We start from the raw sequence: 22,042 nt of genomic DNA, 5'->3' as shown, positions 1-22,042 counted from the left end.
CCTCGCCACAAGTTTCAGTATCAGCTTCAAGTGTTGGTTCAGGCCATCAAGTGCAGATGGTTATCCCAGAGCCCCGCCGGCAGCTCCAGCGGTTTGGCCAGCAGTTCATCCTGGCGGCAATCGTAGTAACGGCAACGGCCCTGGCCCGAGGTCACGACAAAGCCATCCTGCACGGCACCGACACCGGCACAATCGGGCAGCGGCGCGTCGAGACGCACTTCGCCGCTGTCCAGGTCCCAGATGAAGAACCGGTTACCGCGCGGCGCGGTCAGCGCCACCAGCCGCAGTTCGCTGTGCAAGGCGACGCTCGCGGTGTAGTGCCCCATCGACTGCAACTGATGATCCGGCACCGGGAACGCCACGAACGGCTGTCCCGGACGCTTGATCGCCAGCAGCTCCGAGCGCTCATGCGAGGCGCCCATGAACTGCTGACCGGCAACGATGGTGCCGTCGCTGGCAATGCCCAGGTGGCGCACGCTGTTCATCTGCTGGGCCAGGGTTTCCTTGCTCAGCAGGGTGCCGTCGCGCTGCATCAGCACCAGGCTCGGTTCCATGGCGTTGAGGTTCATGTCGACGCGGCTTTCCGCCTCGGTCCGAATCCCGCCGTTGGCCACCACCAGGGTTTCGCCATCGGGCATCCACGACACCTGATGCGGGCCGAGGCCATGGGTGGAAATCTCGCCGCTGTGCACCAGCCGCTCGCCTTCGAACTTGTACACGCCGAGCAGGCCGCGACCCGGGTCGGTGGTGTCGTTCTCGGTGGCGTACAGGTATTCGCCGTCCTTGTGCACCACGGCGTGGCCGTAGAAATGCCGGTTCGGCTGCGCCGTCACGGTTTGCAGCAACGTCCCGTCGCGCAGGTCGATCAGATAGCTCTCGGTGCCCGGGCGACGGGCGACGAACAGTGCGATCGGCAGCGTCGGGTGGTTAATGATGTCGTGACAGCGCTGGCCGACCTCGGTGGCGAATACCCGGGTGCCGTCCAGCCGATAACCGACGGCGTAGTGCTTGCCGTCGGTGTCATCGCGCGCCGAGAGCAACAACGGGCTCTGATCCTTGCGCTTGAACAGCGTCCAGCCGCCCAGTGTCACTGCTCCCAGCAGCAAACTACCTAAAGTCAGAGCCTGGCGTCGCAGCATGGCACTTGCCCTCATCAGTCACCGTCGTTGGCGTTGAAGCCCAGTTGAATGCCCAGCGCCTTGGCCAGTTCGCCTTCGTGCAGGCGATGGACGACGTTGAGGCTGTCGTAGAGATCGTTGAGTTGCTGGCGACCGGCGTCGTCGCCGAGCATTTCGGTCAGCGAGCGCTGAGTGCTGCCGAACAGTTCCAGCGATGCGGCGTAGGCGGCGTCGATCTTGTCCGCCAGTGGCTTTTGCTCGGCCGGCAACAGACCGCGCAGGCCTTTGTTGTCGACGCCTTCCCAGACGGTTTTGGCGGCGGCAAGGCTGGCTTCCAGCGCGGTCAGCGACGACTGGCTGCGCCAGGCATCCGCCTGGAACGGCTGCGGCACACCCTTGCTCTGGCGGCCCATGGGCGTGCCGAGTTTTTTCTTCAGGGTGTCGAGGGCGGTGACCTGCACACGCAGCAGATCGGCGATCGCTTCGTGGGAGTCGGCGTAGCGCTGGTTAGGGAACTTGCTCATCTGCGCGAGCATGCCGTCGGTGTTGTTCCAGCTCTGCAGAATCTCTTCGGCCAGTTGCTTCTGACGCTCGCCGATGGCGATCAGCAGTGGGCAGTATTTGGCCTTCTGCTCGGCGTTGGCGACGTCCGGCTTTTCATCGAACAGGATGTATTCGTAAGCCGACAGGCCTTGCACCACCACGCTCGATTTGGCCAGGGCAGCGGCATCGATCTGCGGCTGGGCGACGACCAGTTGCTCGACCTGACGGCCTACGAGGTTTTTCTTGTCCGGCCAGAACTGCACCTGCCACGAACGGTTGCCCTCGGCCAGCGGCCCGATCAGCAACGGTTGCAGCTCGGCCCAGGCTTTCTGCGCATGCAGGAAGTCGGCGCGGGCGGTTTCCAGGGTTTCCTTGCCCTGGCAGTAGGCGAGGGCGCTGACGGCCAGTTGTCTGTCGGCTTCGACCCAACGGGTGTAGGTCGGCAGGATCACCGATTTGGCGATGGCCGCCGAGGTGACCGCTTGCGGATCCTGCGGCGAACAGGCGCCGAGGGCGAGCGCGGCAAGGCTGGTGAACAACAACTTGGGACGGAACATGTCGGGCTCCCGATTCTTTTAAATGTTTAAAGTGAGTTCAAGAACGCCAGCAGCGCGGCACGCTGTTCGGCGTTGAAAGACAAAACCTGTTGCTGCGCCTTCTGCGCTTCGCCGCCATGCCAGAGCACGGCTTCGAGCAGATTGCGGGCGCGGCCGTCATGCAAAAACTGAGTGTGACCACTGACCGCCTGCGTCAGACCGATCCCCCACAACGGCGGGGTGCGCCAGTCGCGGCCGGAGGCCTGGAATTCAGTACGGTTGTCGGCCAGACCGTCGCCCATGTCATGCAGCAGCAGATCGCTGTACGGGCGAATCACTTGATTGGCCAGTTCAGGTTCGGCCGCATTGGCGGCGGTGGTGTATTTCGGTGTATGGCACGACTGGCAGCCGGCCTGGAAAAACAGGTTCTTGCCGGCCAGCACTTGTTCGTCATTGACGCCACGGCGCGCCGGTACCGCGAGGTTGCGGGTGTAGAACAGCACCAGGCGCAGGATGTTATCGCTGACTTCCGGCTCGCCGTCCGGACCATTGCCGTTTGGCGCCTGTTTGCAGGCAGTTTGCGCGTCGGTGCAGTCATCGAAGGGTCTCAGACTTGTGGTGAGGCCCATGTCACCGGAAAACGCGTGGACATTCTGCTGATTGAGGTTCGGCTGCCCGGCTTTCCAGCCGAATCGACCGACCACGGTTTTCTGCAACTCATCATCCCAGACCCGATTCGCCCGGCCCTTGATGCCGTTGTTTTCCTTGGCCTGTGCAGCGGCGTTGGCGAGGATTGCTTCCTCAGGGATCGCTTCGAGCAGGCCGAGGCCGATCATCGGCGGCGCGACGCGGGCCGAGAAACGCGTGTCCGGGTGCATCGGGCCGTAGCCCAACTGAGTGAATTGCAGGAGCGGTTTGCGCAGTTCCACTTCGGTGCCGTCCTTGAAGCGGATCGGCACCGCGCTGTACTCGACGCGCACCTTGCCTTCCGGCGTGACGCCGGGCACCGCCATGTCCTGGAACTGACCACCGTAGACCGGTTCCGGCACCACGCCGACCTGCTCGATGAGCCTGGCGAACTCCGGCGCATCAGGAATCGACAGGCGCACCAGCATCGACACCGCGTTCGCCGCATCCGGGGCGGGCGGATGACCGCGGCCATCCTTGATGTGGCAGTTCTGGCAGGCGTTGGTGTTGAACAACGGGCCAAGGCCATCGCGGGCGGTGGTGGTCGACGGGGCGATCACCCACGGGCTGCGGAAGAAGCTGTTGCCGACACTGAAATCGACCCGGCGCGACGGCGGCAGGTTGGCCGAGGGCAGCGAGAACGCGTTCTGGTCGGTCTTGCGCACGGTCGTCGCCCCGCCCGAACGCGCTTCACCGGGCTCAGCCTTGGTAAAGCGCGGGGCGTCATCGCAGGCACTCAGGCCCAGGGCCAGAATCAGTGCGGACAAGCGAAGAGGCAGCGAGGGCATCAGACATCCTGCGGACGGGCGAAAACAAAGGCGCAAAGTCTAACAGGGCGTGGGAGTTTGAATAAGAGGAATTATCGTTTGCTTGATACAAGGCAAGCCTTGAAGCTCATGCAAACCCTGTGGGAGCGAGCCTGCTCGCGAAAGCGGTGTCTGCCGCGCTGACGATGTTGCGCCAGATGACGCCTTCGCGAGCAGGCTCGCTCCCACAGGGATTGGTGGTGCACCTGATATCGAACACACCATGGAGAAGGGCTTTGTGTAGGGCAGGCATGAAAAAGGCGACCCGCAGGTCGCCTTTTTAACTCAGACGCGTTGATCAGAACTCGTGATCAGCGTTGTCCGGGTTCAGGTCGCTGATGCCCAGTTTGCCGGCAGCGGCTTCGATCGAACCGGTCTGCTTGACCAGTGCGGCGATGGCGTCACGCACAATCTGGTTACCCGCCGTGTTGCCGGCCGCGATCAACTGGTCGTAGTGCTCACCCTTGTTGGCGTGATCAACCATGACCTGGATCTTGGCTTCGGTAGCAGCCAGATCGGCTTTCAGCGCGGTGTCGGCAGCCGGGTCGGCCTTGGCCACCAGCGACGACAGGCTGGCGCCGGTCATCTTGGTGCCGTCGGTACGGGTGTACTCGCCCAGGTACACGTTACGAATGCCTTTGGCATCGTAGAAGTGCGAGTTGTGGGTGTTGTCGCTGAAGCAATCCTGTTCGTCTTCCGGGGAGTTGGCTTCCAGGGAAACCTTCATGCGCTCGCCCGCCAGTTCACCCAGGGACAGGCTGCCCATGCCGAACAGCATTTTGCGCAGACCGGTTTCAGCCGGCTCGGCTTCCAGGGTGGCGCGGTAGTTGTCGGCCACGTTCGGCTTCCAGTTGCCGACCATTTCTTCCAGGTCGCTGACCAGCAGCTGGGTCACGGCTTTGAGGTACGCACGGCGACGATCGTTGTGACCGCCAGTGGCGCCTGCGCCTTCCAGGTAGTCCGAGGCCGGACGGTTGCCGGCGCCCGGGCCGGTGCCGTTCAGGTCTTGGCCCCAGAGCAGGAATTCGATGGCGTGGTAGCCGGTGGCGACGTTGGCTTCGGAACCGCCCAGCTCGTTGAGGCTGGCGAGTTTTTCCGGGGTGATGTCTTTTACGTCGACCTTGTCTTCGCCGACCTGCACTTCAGTGTTGGCGATGATGTTGGCGGTGGCACCCGGGTTGCCCAGTGCGTGTTCGTAGGATTTGTCGACGTAGTCGATCAGGCCTTCGTCCAGCGGCCAGGCGTTCACCTGACCTTCCCAGTCGTCGATGATGGTGTTGCCGAAGCGGAACACTTCGCTCTGCAGGTAAGGCACGCGCGCGGCAACCCAGGCAGCGCGAGCGGCTTTCAGGGTGTCGGCGTTCGGCTTGGCGAGGAACGCATCGACGGCGGTTTGCAGGGTTTTCGCGGTGGATTCGGCGTCGCTGTAAACGGCGAAGACCATGTCGGCGTAGTGCGCGACCACAGCCTTGGCGGCAGCTTCATCGACTTTACCGGCAGCGGCAGGTGCTGCTGCAGCGGCGGTGCTGGCGGCCGGAGTCGGCGCGGCCGGGGCGGCAGCCTTGTCTTTGCCTTCGCCGCAACCGGCGAGGGAAATAGCGATGGCCAGCAGACTGGCGGTAGCCAGAGGCATACGAATCATGGCGAACATCCTGCTTCGGTAATTGAGTGGACTCACGCTGGGGGCGCAAAACTGCGACATAATGCAAATCTTTCGCATTATGTGTAAAGGGCTGTGGCTGGAAATATTTCTTATTTACGCAGATCAAAAAACGCAGCCAACGGCGCGCAATACCTCTGGAAGCTGCCGAAGGCTGGATCATTTGATCGTTTAGAGAATCGCCGCGTTGCTGCGCTGGGCCTGCTTGAGATAGGCGCTCAGTTCCCGAGACGGCAGCGGCTTGCTGTAGAGGTAACCCTGACCTTCGTGGCAGCCTTCGGAGATGATGTAGGACTCTTGCTCGGCGGTCTCCACGCCCTCGGCAATGACCTGCATGCCCAAGCTCTTGCCCAGTTGAATGATCGCGCGAACGATGGTCGCATCGTCGTCGTCATCCAGCAGGTCCTGAACGAAGCTCTTGTCGATCTTGATCTTGTCCAGCGGCAGGCTCTTCAGATAGCTCAGCGATGAGTAGCCGGTGCCGAAATCGTCGATGGCGATCAGCGCCCCGGAGCGACGCAGGCTCAGCAGGTGCTGGGCGGCGGTGCTGATATCTTCCATCAGGCCGGTTTCGGTGACTTCCAGCTCCAGGCTGCGCGGCGGCAGACGGTAGATCTGCAGCAGGTTGTTGACCACCCGCGGCAGCTCGGCGTGGTGCAGTTGCACGGTGGACAGGTTGACCGCCATGCGCAGATCGGCGAAGCCCTGATCGTGCCATTCGCGCAGTTGCTTGCAGGCCTGATCGAGCACCCATTCGCCGATGGCGATGATCGTGCCATTCTGCTCGGCCAGCGGGATGAACAGGTCCGGCGGCACCAGGCCGTGTTCCGGGTGTTGCCAGCGGATCAGCGCTTCGACCCCGACCACGCGGTGATCGCGGTAGCTGATCTGCGGCTGATAGACGAGGTAGAACTGGTCGCGAATCAGCGCGTCGCGCAGGTCTTTTTCCAGTTCGCGGCGTCGACGCATCTCGCTGTCGACGCTGGCGATGTAGAACTGATAACGGTTGCGCGAGCGGGTCTTGGCCAGCGTCATGGTCTGCTCGGCCTTCTGCAACAGCTTCTCGGTGCTGTCGCCGTCCTCCGGGAACAGGGTGATGCCAATGGTCGCGCGCAGGCGGATTTCCTGATGATCGAGGGCAAACGCCGCTTCCAGATCATCAAGGATGCTCTGCGCCAGTTCCGCCGCTTCGTAAGGCTGTTCGATATCGGCCTGCACCAGTGCGAACTGGTCGCCGCCCAGACGGGCGAGGGCGCCGAGGCGGCCGCTGTGGGCACGCAGGCGATCGGCCAGTGCCAGCAACAACTGGTCGCCGGTCTGGTAGCTGAACTGCTCGTTGATCCCCTTGAAATCATCCAGGCCCACGCATAGCACTGCGACCCGGCGTTGCAGCTTGCCGGCGTCCACCAGAATCTTGTCCAGTTGCTGCTGCAGTTGCTGGCGATTGGGCAGGCCGGTGAGGAAGTCGTACTGGGCCATACGCAGCAGGCTGTTTTCCGCTTCGTGGCGCAGATGAGTGTTGCGTTCGATGGATTCGAGCAGCTGGTTGGCGGTGTTGATCCAGATGCCCAGTTCGTTTTTCTCGTGGCCCTTGATCTGCGGAATCTTGTGTTCGCTGGGACGGTCCGGATTGATTTCGGTCAGGTGCTCGATGATCCGCGACAGCGGTTTGGTCAGCAGCCAGTGATAGACCAGATACAGCACCAGGCCCATGGCCAGGGCGCGCAGCACGCCGGAAATGAAAATGATCACCGAGCTGACGATGAAACTCTCGCCGTAGGTGGCGGTGTCGAGGGTGATGCTCAGGTCGCCGTAATACTCGCTGTACGGGCCGCGACCGACCAATTGCGTGGTGAAGGTGCGTTCCTGGCCGAGAATCAGATCGGTCAGCCAGCGACTGTTGGACTGCTGCAACTCACGGGATTTTTGCGCGAGCATCGCTTCGTTGGGATGGCCAATGGAGGCTTGGCGCACGGCGTCGTCCTGGAACAGGCCTTCGATCACCTGCATGCCCATTTCCCGGTCAAGGCTGTAGACCGCCTGGGTGGACGGATCGCGGAACATGTCGAGGATCCGTTGCGCGTCCCCGGCCACGGCCTGGCGGGTCTTGTAGGCGTCGAAGACGATCTGGGCGCAGCTCAAGACCACGCCGACGATCAATGCCGAAAGGAGCACGACCCGGAGCAACTTCACCGACAAGCTGTTCTTGAGTTCCAGCTTCAAAGGGTTATTCCTTGTTCCGTGCGGGTAGCGTCAAGTTGCCATGAGTATTGGCAATCCCGTGTTGGCAGTCAAAGGGACAATCAAGCCGCGGAACATTTGCCCGTGGCCTTGGCCGTAATGCTGCTATCTGGAGTGTCAGCTCTATTTGTACTGTGTCGGTAGTTTCGGCCCTCAACTTGAGCGCTTCGGAACAATTTTCCTCTGTTTGAGGTTAGTCCGCTGTGGCATGGCAGCAAGCAACGTGAGGCTGCATTTACTGTATGAAAAAAGCCGTCTCATTGTAGGAGCTGCCGCAGGCTGCGATCTTTTGCTTTTTTAGAAGATCAAAATCAAGAGATCGCAGCCTGCGGCAGCTCCTACAGAAATCCGAGGCATAAAAAAACCCGGCAATGCCGGGTTTTTTGTCTGGCGCGCAGCTTAAGCGGTGAAGGTTTTGCCTTCGAACTGCTCGGCAACGAACTTCCAGTTGACCAGGTTCCAGAACGCTTCAACGTACTTCGGACGCAGGTTGCGGTAGTCGATGTAGTAAGCGTGTTCCCAGACGTCGCAGGTCAGCAGCGGGGTGTCGCCGCTAGTCAGCGGGTTGCCGGCGCCGATGGTGCTGGCCAGGGCCAGGGAACCGTCAGCCTTTTTCACCAGCCAGCCCCAGCCGGAACCGAAGGTGCCGATCGAGGTTTTGCTGAATTCTTCCTTGAACTTGTCGAACGAACCGAAAGCCGCGTTGATGGCTTCAGCCAGTGCGCCGGTTGGTTGACCGCCGGCGTTTGGCGCCAGGCAGTTCCAGTAGAAAGTGTGGTTCCAGACCTGAGCGGCGTTGTTGAAGATGCCGCCCGAGGAAGTCTTGACGATCTCTTCCAGGGGCTTGCCTTCGAACTCGGTGCCTGGCACCAGGTTGTTCAGGTTCACGACATAGGTGTTGTGGTGCTTGTCGTGGTGAAATTCCAGGGTTTCCTTGGAAATGTGCGGCTGCAGGGCATCGTGTGCGTAAGGCAGCGGCGGCAATTCGAAAGCCATGATGATTCTCCTAATCAGGTCTGTTGCGGTGAGCGCAAGGCCGATCACGGGCGGCCAGAAATGCACCGACGAGTTTTTACTCTTTGCGGCGCAGGGTTCGGATCATAGCACCGGGGTCAAGGCTTAACCACGCAACAACTGTGTGGGATAGAGGTTCCGGAATAAATCAGTTGGCGATAATCAATTGGCCCGCCACCGTGAACATCATCAACGCCACCACCAGATCAAGAATCCGCCAGGTACTCGGTCGCGCCAGCCACGGCGCCAGCCATGCCGCACCCAGGGCAAGGGTGAAAAACCACAGCAGCGAGGCACTCGCGGCGCCAACGACATAAGCCCCCGGCACCGACTGTTGTGCACCGAGAGAGCCGATCAGCAACACGGTGTCCAGATAGACGTGCGGGTTGAGCAGCGTCACCGCCAGCGCACTGAGCATCACCGCCCGCAGCGAGCGCACGGTCTGGTTTTCGCCCTGGTTCATGCTCTGTTTCGCGCACGCCCGGCGCAGCGCCTGGCTGCCGTACCAGATCAGGAAGGTCGCGCCGCCCCAACGGGCAATCGCCAGCAAGGTCGGGTTCTGCGCGAGGATCGTGGCCAGACCGAAAACCCCGGCCGCCACCAGCAGCGCATCGCACGCCACGCACAGTGCCGCCACCGGCAGGTGATGTTCACGGCGCAGGCTTTGCGCCAATACAAATGCGTTCTGGGTGCCGATCGCCATGATCAGCCCGAACGCCACCAACAGCCCATTCACATAGCTTTGCCACATAACGAGTTACTCCGCGTTGGCTGCGAGATCGCGCAGCACCTGCATGGCGCGGTCGGCGTCGGCCTGACCGACGAACAGGTGATCGTGGTAGTAACCGGCGATCACGTTGCAACTGATCCCGGCCTTGCCCAGCGCCGTGGCGAACGCGGCGGTGAGGCCGACCGCCTCCAGGGCCGAATGCACGTTGAGGGTGATCCACGCGGCTATATAGTCGAAGCTCAGCCCCGCCTGTTCGGCGTGGGCGCGTTGCAGAATCACGGTCAGGCCTTCCTGTTCACGGAAACTGCCGACAATCTCCAGACCGCTCGGTAACTGGCCGTCGCGCAGGGTGCAGAACACGTATTCGCCGGCGTTGAGCTGCGGGCTCATGCTGCGCAGCAAGGTCGTGAGTGAGGTTTCGCCAGCCATGTGGGTGGTCCTTGATAAAGAGTGCTTGCTGGCTATTCTCCGGTGCAAAGCGGTATAAGAAAAACCAATAGTGCTGATCGCTCATTAGGAAAACTGATGTTCGACTACAAATTGCTTTCCGCTCTGGCCGCCGTGGTCGAGCAAGCCGGGTTCGAACGCGCCGCGCAGGTGCTGGGCCTTTCGCAATCGGCGATTTCCCAGCGGATCAAACTGCTGGAAGCGCGGGTCGGCCAGCCGGTGCTGGTACGCGGCACGCCGCCGTCGCCGACCGAGATCGGCCGGCGCCTGCTCAACCATGTGCAGCAGGTGCGCCTGCTCGAACGTGACTTGCAGACGCTGGTGCCGGCGCTCGACGAAGAGGGCCTGCCGGAACGCCTGCGCATCGCGCTCAATGCCGACAGCCTCGCCACCTGGTGGGCTGAAGCCGTGGGCGATTTCTGTGCCGAGCAGCATTTATTGCTGGATCTGGTGGTGGAGGATCAAACCGTCGGTCTCAAGCGCATGCGTGCCGGGGAAGTCGCGGCGTGTGTCTGCGCCAGCGAACGCCCGGTGGCCGGCGCGCGCAGCGTGTTGCTCGGGGCGATGCGTTACCGGGCGCTGGCCAGCCCGGCGTTCATCGAGCGGCATTTTCCTGATGGCGTGCGCGCCGAACAGTTGCCGCGCACCCCGGCGCTGGTGTTCGGCCCGGACGATTTCCTCCAGCATCGCTTCCTCGCATCGCTCGGTGTCGAGGGTGGTTTCGAGCACCATTTGTGTCCGTCTTCCGAAGGTTTTGTTCGCCTGACTGAAGCCGGGTTCGGTTGGGGCCTGGTGCCGGAACTGCAGGTGCGTGAGCAATTGCAACGCGGTGTATTGCGCGAACTGTTGCCAGATAAACCGATCGATGTGCCGTTGTACTGGCATCATTGGCGCAATGGCGGTCAGTTGCTGGGGTTGCTGACCGAGCAATTGGTACGTTCTTCATCACGCTGGCTGGTGCCCTTGGGCTGACGGTCAGCGTCAAGACAGACGTATCAGGTAAACGAAAGACATCGGAGCTTTACATGAAAATTCTGGTCACCGGCGCAAGCGGCTTCATTGGCGGACGCTTTGCGCGTTTTGCCCTTGAGCAGGGCCTGGACGTGCGGGTCAACGGTCGCCGGGCCGAAAGCGTCGAGCATCTGGTGCGCCGTGGCGCCGAGTTCGTCCCGGGCGACCTCACCGATGCGGATCTGGCACGCGAGCTCTGCGCCGACGTCGAAGCGGTGGTGCACTGTGCCGGTGCCGTCGGCTTGTGGGGGCGTTATCAGGACTTTCATCAGGGCAACGTGCAGGTCACCGAAAACATCGTTGAAGCCTGCCTCAAGCAGCGTGTGCGGCGGCTGGTGCATCTGTCGTCGCCGTCGATCTACTTCGATGGCCGCGATCACCTTGGCCTGACCGAAGAGCAAGTGCCCAAGCGCTTCAAACATCACTACGCGGCGACCAAATACCTGGCCGAACAAAAGGTCTTCGGCGCCCAGGAATTCGGCCTGGAAACCATCGCCCTGCGCCCGCGCTTTGTCACCGGCGCCGGCGACATGAGCATCTTCCCGCGTCTGCTGAACATGCAGCGCAAGGGCCGTCTGGCGATCATCGGCGACGGCTTGAACAAGGTCGATTTCACCAGCGTGCAGAACCTTAACGAAGCGCTGCTCAGTAGCCTTTTGGCGGCCGGTTCGGCGTTGGGCAAGGCCTACAACATCAGCAATGGCGCGCCCGTGCCGTTGTGGGATGTGGTCAATTACGTAATGCGCAAAATGGACGTGCCGCAGGTCACCAAGTATCGCTCGTACGGTCTGGCCTACAGCGTCGCCGCGCTTAACGAAGGCGCGTGCAAACTCTGGCCGGGGCGCCCGGAGCCGACCCTGTCGCGGTTGGGCATGCAGGTCATGAAGAAAAATTTCACCCTCGACATCAGTCGCGCCCGGCATTATCTGGACTACGATCCGCAAGTCAGCCTGTGGTCGGCCCTCGATGAGTTCTGCAGTTGGTGGAAAGCTCAGGACATCCGTTGATACAAGTCGGCCGGCCGGCAATGAACCGCACTGCCGCTTGAGGGTCAATCCCTGCGGCTGCGGCGGTTATACTTCGCAGCATTTAGCCATCACCGCGTTCCACAAAGGTTGCCTCAATGTCCATGCGTAACGATGCCAACGACGATTTCGACGATGTACCGAGCCTGCGGGCCGACACCTTTGACGACGATGACATTCCGCCTACCGCCCGCACCTCCGTGCACTCGCGTACGCCGCCGGTGGTCAAGGTCAAGGCCGCGAGCACCGGGCCGTTGTGGGCACTGGTCGGCGCACTGTTCTTTGCCTTTATCGGTCTGGCCTGGTGGAGTTTCCAGCAGATTTCACTGATGGAGCAGCAGTTGGTCGCGACCCAGGAAAGTTTTGCGCGCATCAGCGAGGAAGCGGCGGGGCGCCTGCAGGACATTTCCGGCAAGGTCGTCGCCAGCCAGAGCAACGTCAACAGCGACAGCGAAGCCTTGAAGTTGCAGATCAAACAGTTGGAAACCCAGTTGCTGGATCAGAGTAAACAGCAGCAAGGCGTGGTCGGTCAGACCAGCGATCTGGACAAGCGTCTGGCGCAGATGACCGCGCAGACCACCGAACAGCAGAACGCCAACAGCCAGTTGCAGGCTCAGGTCAAAGCCTTGAGCGCCGAACTGGCGACGCTGAAAAGCGCACCGGCCGACACGGGCAAGTTCGATGCGCAGCTCAAGAGTTATGACGCCCAGCTGAAAAGCCTCGGCGCTGATATCACCGCGCTGAAAAAGCAAGGCAACCCGAGCGCGGCGCTCGAGCGTCTGGAGCAGGAAATCGTCGTCCTCAAAAGCGAGCAGGACAACCGTCCGGCAACGCCACAGGGTGGTGGCAATACCGCCGAGTTCGATGCGTTTCGCGGCCAGATGACCCGCAACCTCAATACCCTGCAGGCGCAGATTCAGAACTTGCAGCAGCAGATCAACGCCCGGCCATAGGGCCTGATGAACTGTAGCCAGGGACCTTTGTGGTGAGGGGATTCATCCCCGATGGGGCTGCGCAGCAGCTCCCTGGTATCAGCTCGGTGTGTCAGGAAATATGCGTTGCCTGAATCGGGGCTGCCTGGCAGCCCATCGGGGATAAATCCCCTCACTACAAGATACCGCAACTTCTGGATTCATCTTCGACCTCCGTCCTGTCCCAAGCCGTCTACGCTCTTGAAACACCAACAAGAACGAGGGATGCGTGATGGGGTTTTTGCATAAAGTGGCGTGGCTCGGGGTGATGCTGCTTGTGGGGGCGGGGCAGGTCAGCGCCGCCACCACGCAAAAGGACGACAGCAAAGCCGCCATCGCTTTGCTGGAAAAGGCCCTGGCCTATTACCACGATAACGGCGACAAGGCCTTCGCCGCGTTCAGCCGTCAGGGTGAATTCGTCGACAAGGATCGCTACGTGTTCGTGGTCGACACCCAAGGCGTGATGCTCGCCAGCGGCGGGCCATCGTCAGCCTTGATCGGTCGTGATGTCAGCGAAGTGCTTGCGCCGGATTTGCAGAAAGCCTTCAAGGACGCCTTGCTGGTGCCAGAAGGTAACGGCATTCAACAGGCCGACTACCGCTGGCAGAACTGGTCCGATGGCAAGGTAGAGCGCAAGCATGTCTACTATCAGCGCATCGGTAAGCGGATTCTGGCGGTCGGTTATTACCTGCCGCGCGCTTCAGCCGAGCAGGCCAAGGCGCTCCTCGAAAAGGCTGCAACCGATCTGGGCAAAGACGAGAAGGGCACGCTCACGGCCATCAACTCGCTCAAGGGCGGTTATCTGCAGGATGACCTGTACGTGTTCGTGGTCAATCTGGACACCCAGCGCTATGTTGCCCACGGCACCAACCTGCGGCTGATCAATACCGATTTCAGCAAGATCAAGGACCCGGAAGGCAAACCGGTGGGCGAGCCGATGCTGGCGTTGATCGCCAAACAGGATGACGGCGAATACGAATACCGCTGGAAAAATCCGGTGACCGGCAAGGTCGAAGACAAGCATGCCTACCTGAAGAAGGTCGGGCATTTTCTGGTGGCAGTGGGTTACTACAGCCCTTGAGGATCAAAAGATCGCAGCCTGCGGCAGCTCCTACATGTGGAATGCTTCTCCCCTGTAGGAGCTGCCGCAGGCTGCGATCTTTTGCTGTTACTTGGCGCCGTGCTCCCGCCCGCGCAGCAGGTTATTCGGCATCGCAATCGCCGCCGCCAGCCCCAGCAGCGACACCGCTGTACTCACCCACAGCAAATGCCGGAACGTCACCGAAAGCTCGGCGCGCAAGGCGTTCTGCGCATCCCCCGGGGCCGCGTTCAAGCCATCCAGCAGCACGTTGCCCGAATGCCCTTCACTGATCAGCGAACTGCTCGCCAGATGGGCGAAACTCGAGTCCTGCAACAAGGCCAGCAACAGCGCCGACATCAACGCCACGCCCACCGCGCCGCCCAGTGAGCGGAACAGGTTGGTGGTGCTGGTGGCGACACCGATGTCGCGTTGTTCCACCGAGTTCTGCGTGCCCACCAGCGAGGTCGGGAACTGCATGCCGCCGGCAATGCCGCTGAGCAGCATGAACAGACCACTGAGCAACGTCGCTTCGGGTGGACTGAAGGCCATGCCGAGGATCGAAATCGGCATCAGCATCGCCCCGGTCAGGATCTGCGGCTTGTAGCGCCCGGTGATCGAGGTGCGCCGGCCGGCGAAATAGGCACCGATCGGCAGGCCCATCGCCAATGGCAACAGGTGCAACGCGGCACTGTCGGCCCCGGCGCCAGTGACGCTCTGGAAGCGCAGCGGCATCAATACGATCAACGAAATGGCCTGGAAACTGGTGAAGAAAATCGTGCACCAGCACAGCAACGCATTGCGGTTGGTGAACAAGTGCATGGGCAGCAGCGGCTCGCGCGCCCGGCGTTCATGCCAGACGAACACCGCCAGCACCAGCACCGCACAGGCGAACAAGCCGAGCACTTCGCGGCTGCGCCATGAATGGCCCTGGCCGACCTGAGTGATGCCCAGCAGCAACGCGGTCAGGCCGATGATCATCAGCAGGGTGCCCAGGTAGTCGATGATCGGCTTGCGCTGCGGAATCGGCAGCCCGCGCAGGTTGCGCCGCGCCACCCAATAGGCGCCAAGCCCCAGCGGCAGGTTGATCAGAAACACCCAACGCCACGACAGGTATTCGGTCATGTAGCCGCCGAGTACCGGCCCGGCGACGCTGGCGACCGCGTACATGCTGCTGAAATAACCCTGATAACGCCCACGCTCGCGGGGCGGAACGATGTCGCCGATGATCGCCTGGCTGACCGAAATCATCCCGCCGGCGCCGATGCCCTGGAGAATCCGCGCCAGCACCAGTTGTTCCATGCTTTGCGCCATGCCGCAAAACAGCGAGGCGAGGGTGAACAGGCCCATGCCGAACAGCATCAGTTTGCGCCGCCCGTACAAATCGCCGAGCTTGCCGTAGATCGGCACCGCCACGGTCATCGCTACCATGTAGCCGGAAATCACCCAGGCCAGCAGGCTGACGTCCTTGAATTGGGCAGAGATGGCGGGCATCGAGACGGCGACGATGGTCTGGTCCAGTGCGCCGAGAAAGATCGCCAGCATCAGCGCGACCAGCACGCTGCGAATGGCCGGTTTGGGTGTTTCAGGCTGATGAAGATTGGTCACGGGCGGAACCTGCGGGCAGTGAGAATCCCGCAGGCCATCGGGCGAGCGGGGATGCTCGCCAGTGTAAGTCGGTAGGAAGCTATTCGATAGCCTCATAAGGAAGTCCGACGTAATTTTCTGCAATGGTTTTTCGACCCGCTTCTGAACTGACAAAGTAGTCCAGTTCCGAGGCGCTGATCCGCTGGCTGAAGTCATCATGCGCGTCGAAACGATGCAGCATCGAGGTCATCCACCAGGAAAACCGCTCGGCCTTCCATACCCGGCGCAGGCAGATTTCCGAATACTTCTCCAGCAGATCGGTGCGGCCGTCGCGATAGACCTTCAGCAGAATATTGAACAGCGTACTGACATCGCTGGCAGCCAGGTTCAGGCCCTTGGCACCGGTGGGCGGCACAATGTGCGCGGCATCCCCGACCAGAAACATCCGCCCGTACTGCATCGGCTCGACGACAAAACTGCGCAGCGGTGCGATGCTCTTTTCAATCGACGGGCCGGTCACCAGTTTCTCGGCAAGCTCCACCGGCAGGCGTGTTTTCAGCTCAGCCCAAAAGCGCTCATCGGACCAGTCCGCGACGTTTTCTTCAGCCGGCACTTGCAGGTAGTAGCGGGTGCGCGTGGCCGAACGCATGCTGCACAGGGCAAAGCCGCGTTCATGCCGGGCGTAGACCAGCTCCTCATGCACCGGCGGGGTGTCGGCGAGAATCCCCAGCCAGCCGAATGGATAGACCCGTTCGAAAATCTTCAGGCAGTCCTCGGGAATCGACTGTCGGGCCACACCGTGAAAACCGTCGCAACCGGCGATGTAATCGCAATCGACGCGCCAGGTTTCACCGTCCTTTTCGAAGGTGACAAACGCCTCGTCGCTTTTCATGCCGTGAGGAACGACATGGCTCACCTCATAAAACGACAGCGCGCCCGCCTCCCGACGAGCGGCCATCAGGTCGCGGGTGACTTCGGTCTGGCCGTAGACCATCACGGTTTTTCCACCGGTCAATGCCTGCAGATCGATGTGCGCCAGACGCCCATCCAACGCGAGGTCGAAGCCGGTGTGCACCAACCCTTCGGCGTCCATGCGCTGACCGACCCCGGCCTGACGCAACAGCTCTACCATGCCTTGTTCAAGCACGCCGGCGCGAATGCGGCCGAGCACATAATCGGGTGTCTGGCGTTCCAGAATCAGGGTGTCGATGCCGGCGTTGTGCAGCAACTGCCCGAGGAGCAATCCGGATGGACCGGCGCCGATGATGGCGACTTGGGTTTTCAGCGTTTTCATTGTTTTTATGACTCGCAAGCTTCACGCGGCATGAACCGGTGAATGATTTTTATGGATCGAGTGCTTGCATTTTTCCCTCGCGGGTCTGTCAATTGAAGGTGAAAACTGAGCCGATACCTGTACATTCTGCCAATCGGTGCGATTATCGCCCGCAACCTCGAGGCCTGGATTGAAGTGATGAACAAGCCTGACCTGCCTTCGATTCCGGTGTTCAAGCTCTACGGTGAAAGCCTGGACTGGCCGACCCCTGACTTGCTGCACTGTGAAACCATTTCCAAACGCAGCCGCGAACATCAATGGGAAATCAAACCCCACCGTCACGCCGATTTGTGCCAATTACTCTTCGTTTTCAAAGGTCAGGCAGAGCTTGAAATCGAAGGTCAACGCACGCAACTCAACGAACCCGCCATTCAAGTCCTGCCCCCGTTGTCGGTGCATGGCTTTCGTTTTTCCGAGGACGTCGAAGGCTTCGTCGTCACCCTCGCCAATCCGTTGATCAACCACCTGCAGGCGCAACTGGGCAACTCGGTGCACGCCTTGGCCCAGGCCGAGCATTACCCGGCGGGCAAGGATGCGGAGTACCTCAACAGTCTGTTTGCAGCGTTGCAGGCCGAATACAACGGCCATCAACCCGCGCGGGAAATGCTCATGCATTCGCTGGTCAGCGTGATCATGGTCTGGGTCAGCCGTCAGGCGATCGTGCGCCACAACGCCAGCCAGCGGCCGCAACGCCAGCGCGAATACCTCAACGGTTTTATTCAGTTGGTGGAGGAAACGTATCGTCAGCATGTGAAGGTCGAGGACCTGGCCCATCGTCTGGGGATTTCCGTGTCGCACCTCAACGGCACCTGCCGGGAACTGGCCGGGCAGCCAGCGCTGCAGATCATGCACGAGCGCCAGTTACTGGAAGCCAAACGTTTGCTGACCTACACCAGCATGACCATTTACGAGATGTCGGAGTTGTTGGGGTTTTCCGATCCGACCAACTTCACGCGCCTGTTCCGGCGCCGGGTTGGGATTTCGCCAAAGGCGTTTCGTGACCGGCTAAAAGCCGATCAGTGATCTTGTAAACGCTGCAAAGTCCTGTGGGAGCGAGCCTGCTCGCGAAGGCGGTTTTTCATTCAGCATGGTTGTTGGCTGACATACCGCTTTCGCGAGCAGGCTCGCTCCCACAGGATCGCATTCCAGTTCAGATCATTCAGCGCAACGCATTAAGCGTCGCGTTATGCGGAATGCAGCGCTCGAAATTGCAGCTGGCGTATTCGCGCGGCAGTTGTCGCAGTTGCTCCACCCGCCAGGCCGCAGTGCCGTACAGCGCCAGCGTGGCGGCACAGGTGATGAAAATGGCGAAATACCTTCTTGTTCTGATGTTCATGGCGTTGACCTCTGAACGCATACCCTGCGGTATTACTTTCAGCATAGAACAAGATCAAAAGATCGCAGCCTGCGGTAGCTCCTGCATATGACCTTTGTGGGAGCTGCCGCAGGCTGCGATCTTTTGCTTTTCTACAACCCGACATCCCACGCCGGATTTTCGGGAAATCGCTGCACCAGAAAATCCAGCATGCTGCGCAACGCCGCCGGCATGTGCTTGCGCGAGGCGTACACCGCGTAGATGTTCATCTGCCGTGGCTCGGCATCCGGCAGCAGGCGCACCAGTTCACCGGCATGCACATGCACCCCGGCCTGATAGGTCGGCAGCATCGCCACGCCCGCACCGGCCAGGGTGGCGCGCAACAGGGTGCTGGCCTCGTTGGCGCTGATGTTGCCCTGCACCGGCACCGACACCGGTTCGCCATGTTCCTCGAAGTGCCACAGGCTTTTACCGAAATACGAGTGGGTCAGGCAGTTGTGCTGGCTCAGGTCCTCGACCCGCTGCGGTGGCGGATTGTCGCGCAGGTACGCCGGCGCGGCGCAGACCACCGAACGGCACACCGTCAGGCGTCGGGCAATCAGGTTCGGGTCCAGGTCATTACTGGTGCGGATCGCCAGATCGATGCGCTCATCCACCAGGTTCACCGTGCGGTCGAGCATCTGCATGTCGATGCTGACCCCGGGGTAGCGCTTGACGTACGCCGCCATGGCATCGGCCAGTTGCGCCTGGCCGAACGAGGTGCTGACGCTGATGCGCAGTAGTCCGCGCGGTGCCTCGTCGGGTTCGCTGACGGCGGCCTGCATGTCGGTCGAGAGTTCGAGCATCTGCCGGCAGCGCGGCAGGATTTCGCTGCCGGCGGCGGTCAGGCTCAACTTGCGCGTGGTGCGGTGCATCAGGCGTGCGCCGACCCAATCCTCCAGCTCCGCCAGATAGCGCGACACCACCGGCCGCGACAGGTCCAGATGATCGGCCGCCGCCGACTGGCTGCCCAGATCCACCACCGTGACAAACACCCGCATTGCTTGAAGACGATCCATGATTTGCCCGCTTTCAGAAACAAACTATGTTCAAGCATCGCATTTTTTGTACCGAGTCAGGCAACTAAGCTCTGTCCCATCGCCAAACACGGCATTCGGACCACGGAGCAACAGATGATCGGCTTCACTACCCTCAAGCGCGTTTTGCTGGCCACCGCCACCCTCGGCTTCGCGGCCCATGCCGCTGCCGCCAACCTGACCCTGGATGTCTACAACCCTGGCGCCCAGGCGATTTTTCCGGTGACCTCGGTATTGGTCAGCGGCGAGAAAGACGCGATTCTGGTCGATGCCCAATTCGGCAAGGCCCAGGCCGAGCAGGTGGTGGAAAAGATCCGCGCCAGCGGCAAGCACCTGACCACCATTTACATCAGCCACGGTGACCCGGATTACTACTTCGGCCTCGACACCCTGACCAAGGCCTTCCCCGACGCCGAGGTGCTGGCTTCGCAGCCGACCGTGGACCACATCAACAAAACCGTCGCCGGCAAGCTCGCCTTCTGGGGCCCGAAAATGGGCGCCGACGTACCGGCCAAAACCATCGTGCCGGGCGTGCTCAAGGGCGACAGCCTGATGCTCGAAGGGCAGAAGTTGCAGGTGGTCGGGCTTGAGGGCAAACAACCGGATCGCAGCTTCGTGTGGATTCCGTCGCTCAAGGCCGTAGTCGGTGGCGTCGTGGTCGCCGAGAACATCCATGTGTGGATGGCCGACACCCAGACTGCGCAATCCCACGCCGACTGGCTGCAAACCCTGCACTCGATCGAAACCCTGAAGCCGAAAACCGTGATCCCGGGACACTACCTGGGCGAAAGCAGCCGCTCGTTGGCCAGCGTGAAATTCACCGCCGACTACATTAATGCTTTCGACGCCGAAACCGCCAAGGCCAAGGATTCCGCCGCACTGATCAAGGCCATGCAAAAGCGCTACCCGAAACTCGGCGAAGAAAGCTCGCTGGAGCTGAGCGCCAAAGTCGCCAAGGGCGAGATGCAGTGGTAAGCCGCTTTATCTGAAACAGAGGTCGAGAGGACTTTTGTGGCGAGGAAGCTTGCTCCCGCCCGCCTGTGCAGCAGGCGTAAAACTGAAAATGCGTTGAATCTGAAATAGGCGGGGAGTGCTTCGCCCTCCAGCGGGAGCAAGCTCCCTCGCCACAGGGAATACCGCTTCAAGATTAGATTTATGCCGTCGTTGAAACTCTCAAGCCAACTGGAGAATGTCATGAGCAAGATCGCAATCATTGGTGCCACCGGCCGTGCCGGTAGCCAACTGCTGGAAGAAGCCCTGCGTCGTGGCCATAGCGTTACCGCTATCGCTCGCGATACTTCGAAGATCGGCGCGCGCGCCGGTGTGGTCAGCAAGAATGTCGATGTGCTGGATTCGGCGGCGCTGCAAGCCGCTGTGGCCGGTCACGACGTGGTGATCAGCGCAGCGCATTTCGCCACCGTACCGGCCAGTGCCGTGGTCGGTCCGGTGAAGCAGGCGGGCGTGAAGCGTCTGTTGGTGGTCGGCGGTGCCGGTTCGCTGTTGCTGCCGGACGACACCCGGGTGATCGACAGCGCCGGTTTCCCGGCCGAATACAAAACCGAGGCCAGCGCTGGCGCGGCGTTTCTCGAGGTGCTGCGTTCGGAGCAGGATCTGGACTGGACCTTCCTCTCGCCCTCGGCAGAGTTCGTCGAAGGCGAGCGCAGCGGTACGTTCCGCGTCGGCAAGGATCACTTGCTGGTGAGTGCCGCAGGTCGTAGCTGGATCACCTTTGCCGATTACGCGATTGCGTTGATCGACGAAGTGGAAACGCCGAAGCATTCGCGTCAGCGGTTTACGGTTGGCTACTGACCTGTAAGCGCAATCCCCGTAGGAGCTGCCGCAGGCTGCGATCTTTTGATCTTGATCTTAAAACAAGATCAAAAGATCGCAGCCTGCGGCAGCTCCTACGGGGTATTTGTGTGCTTCAGCGGGTATGCGCCTGCTCCACCAGCCAGATCATCAATTCCTCCAGCTGCGGCGAGGTTCCCCCACCCTGCGGCATCACCACGTAGTAGCCCAACCCCGTCTTCACCTTCAGCTCAAACGGCATCACCAGCCGCCCGGCGCGCAGGTCATCGCCGATCAGCGACCAGTCGCCAATCGCCACCCCCGTCCCGTGGGACGCCATCGACATCGCCTGATCCAGTGTCTCGAAATGCTGCCCGGTGTTGACGTTGCTCAGCTGCAATTCGGCGGCGGTCAGCCACACCGTCCAGTCCTGTGTGTCGCGGGTCGGATGCAGCAGCAGGTGCTGTTGCAGATCGGCCGGTTCGCTCAGTGCCGGCGGGCCTTTCAATAAGGTTGGCGAACACACCGGCGTCAGTTGCTCATCGAACAGGTGCAGGGCGGTCGACGAGTTGTCCGGCGGCGTGCCGTAGATCACCGCGGCATCGAATTGCTCGCGCTGGAAGTCGACGCCGTGGGCCAGTGTGGTGGTCAGTTTGACCGGCACATCCGGGCGTTCCTTTTGCCATTGCAACAGGCGCGGTACCAGCCAGCGCATCACGCAGCTCGGTGCCTTGAGCTGCAGGGTTTCGCGCTTCAGACCAATCTGCTCGGTGGCTTCGCTGATCAGGTTGAAGATCTTCTCCACCCTGGGCAGCCACTCGCGCCCCTCGGCCGTCAGCTCAAGGCCTCGGGCCAGGCGAATGAACAGCTCATACCCCAGATGATCCTCCAGCCCGGCGATCTGCCGGCTCACGGCCCCCTGGGTGATGTGCAACTGCTCGGCTGCCCGCGTGAAATTGCAGCACTGCGCGGTGATCAGAAACGTGTGCAGGGCGGGCAGGGGAGGCAGTCGTTTCATGTGGATCCAAGGTATGACGTGAGGACATGGCTAGTATGACTTTTAATCGATTGTTGCC

The 22,042-nt window shown here is 61.2% G+C and carries 20 protein-coding genes; 7 read left to right on the top strand and 13 right to left on the bottom strand.

Going from position 1 to position 22,042, the window contains the following annotated elements; genetic code table 11:
* Positions 1-38: 38 nt before the first annotated feature.
* The 8 genes from HBN98_RS08025 to HBN98_RS07990 form a co-directional block, all read right to left on the bottom strand.
* The gene (locus HBN98_RS08025; RefSeq protein WP_083368055.1) at positions 39-1,139 is read right to left on the bottom strand and encodes a DUF1513 domain-containing protein; all 1,101 of its coding nucleotides are present in this window, start codon (positions 1,137-1,139) and stop codon (positions 39-41) included.
* Positions 1,140-1,153: 14 nt separating this feature from the next.
* A complete protein-coding gene (locus tag HBN98_RS08020) occupies positions 1,154-2,218 on the bottom strand; it encodes an imelysin family protein (protein WP_064588975.1) in 1,065 nt (354 codons plus the stop codon).
* Between the two features lie 26 nt (positions 2,219-2,244).
* Positions 2,245-3,672, bottom strand: a complete 1,428-nt coding sequence (locus HBN98_RS08015) for a di-heme oxidoreductase family protein (protein WP_083368056.1) — start codon at positions 3,670-3,672, stop codon at positions 2,245-2,247.
* A gap of 316 nt (positions 3,673-3,988) precedes the next feature.
* On the bottom strand, positions 3,989-5,332 hold the full coding sequence (locus HBN98_RS08010; RefSeq protein WP_064588973.1) for an imelysin family protein: 1,344 nt from the start codon (positions 5,330-5,332) through the stop codon (positions 3,989-3,991).
* Between the two features lie 189 nt (positions 5,333-5,521).
* The gene (locus HBN98_RS08005) at positions 5,522-7,573 is read right to left on the bottom strand and encodes a putative bifunctional diguanylate cyclase/phosphodiesterase (RefSeq protein WP_064588972.1); all 2,052 of its coding nucleotides are present in this window, start codon (positions 7,571-7,573) and stop codon (positions 5,522-5,524) included.
* A gap of 417 nt (positions 7,574-7,990) precedes the next feature.
* Entirely contained in the window at positions 7,991-8,587 is a 597-nt protein-coding gene (locus HBN98_RS08000) for a superoxide dismutase (RefSeq protein WP_083368057.1), read from the bottom strand.
* 166 nt (positions 8,588-8,753) lie between these two features.
* Positions 8,754-9,356 carry a LysE/ArgO family amino acid transporter gene (locus HBN98_RS07995; RefSeq protein WP_064588971.1) on the bottom strand — a complete coding sequence of 201 codons (603 nt, stop codon included), beginning with the start codon at positions 9,354-9,356 and terminating at the stop codon, positions 8,754-8,756.
* A gap of 6 nt (positions 9,357-9,362) precedes the next feature.
* A complete protein-coding gene (locus tag HBN98_RS07990; RefSeq protein ID WP_083368058.1) occupies positions 9,363-9,764 on the bottom strand; it encodes an ACT domain-containing protein in 402 nt (133 codons plus the stop codon).
* Positions 9,765-9,860: 96 nt separating this feature from the next.
* On the opposite strand from HBN98_RS07990, the gene HBN98_RS07985 reads away from it, so the two are divergent.
* From HBN98_RS07985 to HBN98_RS07970, 4 genes are all read left to right on the top strand, one after another.
* A complete protein-coding gene (locus HBN98_RS07985) occupies positions 9,861-10,754 on the top strand; it encodes a LysR family transcriptional regulator ArgP (protein WP_064588969.1) in 894 nt (297 codons plus the stop codon).
* Positions 10,755-10,807: 53 nt separating this feature from the next.
* Complete coding sequence (locus HBN98_RS07980; RefSeq protein ID WP_083368059.1) at positions 10,808-11,800, top strand: NAD-dependent epimerase/dehydratase family protein; 993 nt, start codon at positions 10,808-10,810, stop codon at positions 11,798-11,800.
* Positions 11,801-11,916: 116 nt separating this feature from the next.
* Positions 11,917-12,771, top strand: a complete 855-nt coding sequence (locus tag HBN98_RS07975; RefSeq protein WP_064588967.1) for a hypothetical protein — start codon at positions 11,917-11,919, stop codon at positions 12,769-12,771.
* A gap of 250 nt (positions 12,772-13,021) precedes the next feature.
* The gene (locus tag HBN98_RS07970) at positions 13,022-13,870 is read left to right on the top strand and encodes a cache domain-containing protein (RefSeq protein ID WP_083368060.1); all 849 of its coding nucleotides are present in this window, start codon (positions 13,022-13,024) and stop codon (positions 13,868-13,870) included.
* A gap of 87 nt (positions 13,871-13,957) precedes the next feature.
* Here the strand turns inward: HBN98_RS07970 and HBN98_RS07965 are convergent, their stop codons facing one another.
* Both HBN98_RS07965 and pobA read right to left on the bottom strand, forming a co-directional pair.
* A complete protein-coding gene (locus HBN98_RS07965) occupies positions 13,958-15,475 on the bottom strand; it encodes an MDR family MFS transporter (protein ID WP_083368061.1) in 1,518 nt (505 codons plus the stop codon).
* A gap of 79 nt (positions 15,476-15,554) precedes the next feature.
* Positions 15,555-16,748 (bottom strand): 4-hydroxybenzoate 3-monooxygenase, encoded by a 1,194-nt coding sequence (pobA, locus tag HBN98_RS07960; RefSeq protein ID WP_083368062.1) that lies wholly within the window; start codon positions 16,746-16,748, stop codon positions 15,555-15,557.
* Positions 16,749-16,925: 177 nt separating this feature from the next.
* On the opposite strand from pobA, the gene HBN98_RS07955 reads away from it, so the two are divergent.
* Positions 16,926-17,810: a helix-turn-helix domain-containing protein gene (locus tag HBN98_RS07955; RefSeq protein ID WP_064588963.1), complete on the top strand. Its 885-nt coding sequence runs from the start codon at positions 16,926-16,928 to the stop codon at positions 17,808-17,810.
* A gap of 136 nt (positions 17,811-17,946) precedes the next feature.
* Here HBN98_RS07955 and HBN98_RS07950 read toward each other — a convergent pair whose 3' ends face one another.
* Entirely contained in the window at positions 17,947-18,123 is a 177-nt protein-coding gene (locus HBN98_RS07950) for a hypothetical protein (RefSeq protein WP_007964044.1), read from the bottom strand.
* Positions 18,124-18,254: 131 nt separating this feature from the next.
* Entirely contained in the window at positions 18,255-19,160 is a 906-nt protein-coding gene (locus tag HBN98_RS07945) for a LysR family transcriptional regulator (protein ID WP_212613300.1), read from the bottom strand.
* Positions 19,161-19,274: 114 nt separating this feature from the next.
* On the opposite strand from HBN98_RS07945, the gene HBN98_RS07940 reads away from it, so the two are divergent.
* Together HBN98_RS07940 and HBN98_RS07935 are read left to right on the top strand one after the other, a co-directional pair.
* Positions 19,275-20,153 carry an MBL fold metallo-hydrolase gene (locus HBN98_RS07940; RefSeq protein ID WP_083368064.1) on the top strand — a complete coding sequence of 293 codons (879 nt, stop codon included), beginning with the start codon at positions 19,275-19,277 and terminating at the stop codon, positions 20,151-20,153.
* 219 nt (positions 20,154-20,372) lie between these two features.
* The gene (locus HBN98_RS07935) at positions 20,373-20,987 is read left to right on the top strand and encodes an NAD(P)-dependent oxidoreductase (RefSeq protein ID WP_083368065.1); all 615 of its coding nucleotides are present in this window, start codon (positions 20,373-20,375) and stop codon (positions 20,985-20,987) included.
* A gap of 115 nt (positions 20,988-21,102) precedes the next feature.
* Here HBN98_RS07935 and HBN98_RS07930 read toward each other — a convergent pair whose 3' ends face one another.
* Complete coding sequence (locus tag HBN98_RS07930; protein ID WP_083368066.1) at positions 21,103-21,984, bottom strand: LysR substrate-binding domain-containing protein; 882 nt, start codon at positions 21,982-21,984, stop codon at positions 21,103-21,105.
* Positions 21,985-22,042 lie beyond the last annotated feature (58 nt).

It is taken from the genome of Pseudomonas koreensis, from assembly GCF_012986595.1.
GTDB classification, from domain to species: Bacteria; Pseudomonadota; Gammaproteobacteria; order Pseudomonadales; family Pseudomonadaceae; genus Aquipseudomonas; species Aquipseudomonas koreensis.
This window is presented reverse-complemented; position numbering and strand designations above follow the sequence as displayed.